Origin of the sequence: Streptomyces sp. MnatMP-M17 (assembly GCF_900091995.1) — a bacterium.
In the GTDB taxonomy this organism is placed as follows: Bacteria; Actinomycetota; Actinomycetes; order Streptomycetales; family Streptomycetaceae; genus Streptomyces.
On the sequence record NZ_FMDK01000786.1, the window covers coordinates 1 to 4,469 of the forward strand.

The window sequence follows — 4,469 nt, forward strand, 5'->3', positions numbered from 1 at the left end:
GACCTGCCCGCCGAAGCCGGTGTCGTCGGCCCGCCTGCTCCAGGTGTACCGGGCGGGGTCGACGAGCTGCCCCTCGTGCACGACGTGCACCTTGGCGGCGGGCAGGCCGGCGCGGACGATCGTGTCGACGTCCGGCAGCCCGAGGAGCGCGACCAGGGGCCCGGCGGGCATGGACCACAGGCGGGGGGACTCCGGGGGTGAGGCGACGAACTCCTCGGGAGACGGCACCAGGCATTGCAGTGCTGTGTATCGCATTCCGGCTTCCTGTTCTCTGCGGGTGCGGCGGGCCGTCACGTGCCGAAGGGCAGCGGCTCCGCATCCTTCGTCGCGGGTCTTCAGTCCAGTGATCCGGTGAAGTCGGGATCCACGTAGTGGAGGAGGCACATCGTGACGACGCGGTCGGGGGGCAGCGGGTCGCGCCAGTGCTCGTGGTCGGTCCCGCTGTAGACGACGGCGTCGCCCATGCCCAGTTCGACGGTGTGCTGACGGGTGCCGGTCCGGATGTGGAAGGGCCACGGGCCGGCGTCGCCGGGATCGGTGTCGACGCACAGGGAGACGTTCCACCGGCACTGCGGGCGGTCGCGGTGGCGTTCGAGGGCGGCGCCCGGCCGGTACGTGACGGCCCAGGTGTAGGAGGGCCTCAGCGGGCTCCCGGCCCACCGGGCGACGGCCCCGGTCAGCTGCTGCTGGACGAAGAGCGTGACGGCGTCACAGTACATGCCGTCGCGTCGGCCGTCCCGCACCTGCTCGCGGTCCGTGCTGAAGTACCCCTCGGCGCGCATCCGCCGGAAGTGGCGCCGCAGCGCCGCCACGAACAGAGGGGGGAACGTGCCGCGCAGCACGGCGACGTCGTCCGCCCGTTCTCCTCCCGGCTCCGCGTCGAAGTCTTCCCGCTCCGCACCGACGTCTCCCGGCGCGGCCGGTGTCCGCGGGACCAGCACGCCGGCCAGCCGCAACGCGCGTACGGCCCCGGGCGACAGCGTGCCGGGCGAGGCGCCGTCGAGAGCGACCCGGCGAAGGTCCTCCCCCCAGGTGCCGCCGCACCACCACGGCGTCACGACCCCGGAACAGGGATCCTCCACCCAGACGACGGGCCGCTCGGCCGCGAAGCCAGCCGGTCCGGTCGTCACCGCGTGGCCCGGTAGGGCACGTGCCGCGACGGCCTCCGGGAGGTCCTCACCCCACTGGATGTGCAGCAGGGGACTCAACTCAAGCTCGTCGGCGGGCGGTTCGGCCGCCTGGTCCGAGTGGTGCGGCGGGAGGAAAGAGAGCAGTGCCTCGTCGAGGTCGCCGCGGAAACGCAGGTCCTGCATACGGGCCGCGGCCTCATGGGGCGGCAGCAGGAGACCGAGGCGGATCGCGGCCCGCCGCTGTTCCTCGGGTGAAGCGGTCCGGCCGGCCAGCAGGGACGGCACCAGCGACAGTGCGGCCGGGTCGGTGAGCTTGACGCGTTCCATCGGCCGACCCCGCCTGCGGACGGAGAGGAAGACCTCCAGGGCCACCTGCGGGTTGGCGATGAGATCGTCGTCCATGTACTCGCCGATCCTTATCCGTTATCCGTTCGTATCCGATGAGCGCCCGTGGGGCGCTATCCGAGTCGACCAGAATCGAGTCCTCGAAGCAATGCGGGGCGTAAGGAATTTCGGTGGGACCTCGGTATCGGCCCCGCCGTGATTCTCGGGACCGAAAGAAAATACGCGGCACGACGGACCCCGATATCAAAGGCGCCGGTATTCGGTGCGGCCGAGGTATTGACCACAGGATTTGCGGCCAGCACTTGTGCACGTGCCGTCCGTCCATGTTTCGTGCTGCGGTGACAGGCCGTGACTTGGCCGCCGGGCGGTTGTGCGCCCAGCACCGCACAGCGAGGAGAGGATTCGTGAGCACACCCCAGCAACAGGTCCCGGCCGGGTCGGCGATGACAGTCCACCCGGTAGCGGGGTACGTCGGCGCCGAGATCCGCAACGTCGATCTGGCCGGCGAACTGGACCCGGACACGGTCCAGCACATCCGCGCCGCGCTGCTCAGGCACCGTGTGGTCTTCTTCCGTGGCCAGTCGCTCGACGCCGCCGGGCACGAGCGGTTCGGCCGCCGCTTCGGCGACCTGACCGCCGGCCATCCCATGATGGGGGCGGAGGAGGCCGCGCACGGCAATCGGGCCGTGCTCGACCTCGACTACGGCCGGGAGGCCGTCAAGTCCGACGCGTGGCACACCGACGTCACGTTCGTGCACCGCCCGCCGTTCGGTTCGATCCTGCGCGCGCTGACGATTCCCCCTTACGGTGGGGACACCCTCTGGGCCGACACCGTGCGCGCGTACGCCACCCTCCCCGCGGGGCTGCGGCAGCTTGCCGACGGCTTGTGGGCGGTCCACGCGCCGGTGTCCAAGTCCTACGACACCCCCGATATGATCGTCACCCCGGACGTCCTATCCCTGCCGGGCGCCTGCGTCACCCGGCACCCCGTGGTGCGGGTCCACCCCGAGACGGGCGAGCACGCCCTGCTGCTGGGCAGCTCCGTGCGGTCGTTCTCCGGCTGGAGCGAGGCGGACTCACGGGACCTGCTGCGGATCTTCCAGAACTACGTGACCCGGCCGGAGAACACCGTGCGCTGGCGCTGGGCCGCCGGGGACGTGGCCTTCTGGGACAACCGCGCCACGCAGCACTACGCCGTCGCCGACTACGGCGACACCCCCAGGCACCTCCAGCGGATCACGGTGGCCGGAGACGTGCCGGTCGCGCCGAACGGCGAGCGCAGCCGTGTCCTGTACGGCGACGACGAGGCGTACCACGCGACCGTCTGCGCGGGCGGCGCCGAGTAACACGCCGGACGGCGATCGCGTGCGCCGTACCCGCCCCCGCGCCGCAGCCGGGGCGGTCGCCGGGCCGCCGTCCGGCGCTTCGGCGTGCCATCACTCCCGCCCCACCCTCAAGGAGGACGCCCGTGCGTTTCCGTGCTCTCTCACAACTCGTCCCGTCGCCTGAGGAGTTCGTCGCGAACCCACCCCGGCGCCCCCAGGTCTGGTCCATGCCGCCGGAACCGCTGCGCGGGCTGCTGGACCAGGCGGGCATCGACCGGATGCTCAACACCGGGGTCCCCGCCGACGCCTTCCGCGCCATCCGCGGTGTGGACGTGCCCCCGGCGGAGTACACCTGGGGAGAGCGGCCCATCGAGCGGCCGTTCGCTGACACGGTGCGCCCCGCCGCGGTCGGCGCTCTGTTGCGCGAGGGATCGACGATCGTCCTCGACGTGCTGCACCGGTTCTGGACGCCGGTCGGCGACTTCTGTCGGCGCCTCGGCCACGAGGTGGGTCTGCCCGCCTCGGCCACGGGCTTCCTCACCCCGGCCGACCAGCCCGGGTTCCCCTACCACCACGACGAGGGCGGCAACCTGCTCGTCCAGACGGTGGGCAGCAAAACCTGGCGGGTGCGCGAGCCGCTGATCCCGGATCCGCTCCCGCACGAGACCCGCCACCGCAACGTGCCCAACGAGGCGGAACTGGCGCGCATCGAGCAGGAGCCGCCGACGCTGGAGACCACCCTCCACCCCGGCGACGTGTTGTGGATCCCGCGCGGCTGGCTGCACAGCGGCATCGCGACCGACGAGCCCTCCGTGCACGTGGCGATCGGCTTCGTACCCATGCTGACGCGGTACTGGCTGGCCGGAAAGCTGGCCGAGCGGCTGGACGAGCGCCGCCCGGAGTTCGCCGCGTTCCGGCGGGAGCTGCCCTGGGGCGTGATGCGCCGCCCGGAGCAACTGGCGGACTGTGTGGCCGAGATCGTCAAGGAACTGCACGAGGCACTGCCCCTCGTCGACGCGGACGCCCTCGCGGCCGGTCTGGCGCGCGACATCCGCAAGAACTTCCTGGAGCCGGCGGGCGCTCCCACCGTCTCCGCGACGGCGGACCTGACGGGGCCGGCGACCCGCGTGGTGCTGGTGACCGAGGCGCTGTCCGGCGTCGAGCGCGCGGACGACGGCCGTCTGAGGCTCCACGTGGGAAGCACCACCCTGACTCTCCAGGGCGCCGTCGCCGACTACGTGGAGGACTTGTGGTTCCAGGACGCCCAGGAGGAGTGGTGCGCAGGTGACATCGCACCGGCGGCCGGCGAGGCCTCCGCGCTGAACGTGGTGCGAACGCTTCTGCGTATCGGCGTCGTACGCCGGGCCGGTGGGGCGTGACCACCGAAAGGAATACCGTCAGGTCCACGGAATTCATTGACAGGGCACGCGCCTGCTTGGCTTTATGAAGTTGCCTTGCGCAGGGCTTCTTCCGAAATCCCGCAATCAAAAGGAGGTTTCATGACCGCGAACCAGGAGCCGGAGTTCTCGCCGGAAAGCGAGCTGGCGGCCACTGAGGTCGTCATCACGGAGGAGGAGCTGGACGACGTTTCCGGCGCCTCGCTCCCGATTCCCCGCCTGCTGAACCCGTGAGCACGGCGGCCGGGGCCGGCGCAGTCCGGCCCCGGCCG

Annotated in this window: 5 protein-coding genes; 3 read left to right on the forward strand and 2 right to left on the reverse strand. The window is 71.5% G+C overall.

Translation table 11 applies throughout. From position 1 onward, the window contains the following. A partial coding sequence (locus GA0115259_RS39730; protein ID WP_141716753.1) for a hypothetical protein occupies window positions 1–255 on the reverse strand: 255 nt, incomplete at its 3' end. Window positions 256–335: 80 nt separating this feature from the next. Next, a complete protein-coding gene (locus tag GA0115259_RS30540) occupies window positions 336–1,532 on the reverse strand; it encodes a hypothetical protein (RefSeq protein WP_093603001.1) in 1,197 nt (398 codons plus the stop codon). A 347-nt stretch (window positions 1,533–1,879) separates the two neighbouring features. Here GA0115259_RS30540 and GA0115259_RS30545 point away from each other — a divergent pair, with 347 nt between their 5' ends. The 3 genes from GA0115259_RS30545 to GA0115259_RS42300 all read left to right on the forward strand — a co-directional run bounded on the left by GA0115259_RS30545 (window position 1,880) and on the right by GA0115259_RS42300 (window position 4,431). Continuing rightward, on the forward strand, window positions 1,880–2,821 hold the full coding sequence (locus GA0115259_RS30545; RefSeq protein WP_256098213.1) for a TauD/TfdA dioxygenase family protein: 942 nt from the start codon (window positions 1,880–1,882) through the stop codon (window positions 2,819–2,821). A 122-nt stretch (window positions 2,822–2,943) separates the two neighbouring features. Beyond that, a complete protein-coding gene (locus GA0115259_RS30550) occupies window positions 2,944–4,179 on the forward strand; it encodes a JmjC domain-containing protein (RefSeq protein WP_093603005.1) in 1,236 nt (411 codons plus the stop codon). A gap of 120 nt (window positions 4,180–4,299) precedes the next feature. Beyond that, complete coding sequence (locus GA0115259_RS42300; RefSeq protein ID WP_256098214.1) at window positions 4,300–4,431, forward strand: hypothetical protein; 132 nt, start codon at window positions 4,300–4,302, stop codon at window positions 4,429–4,431. Window positions 4,432–4,469: the final 38 nt, after the last annotated feature.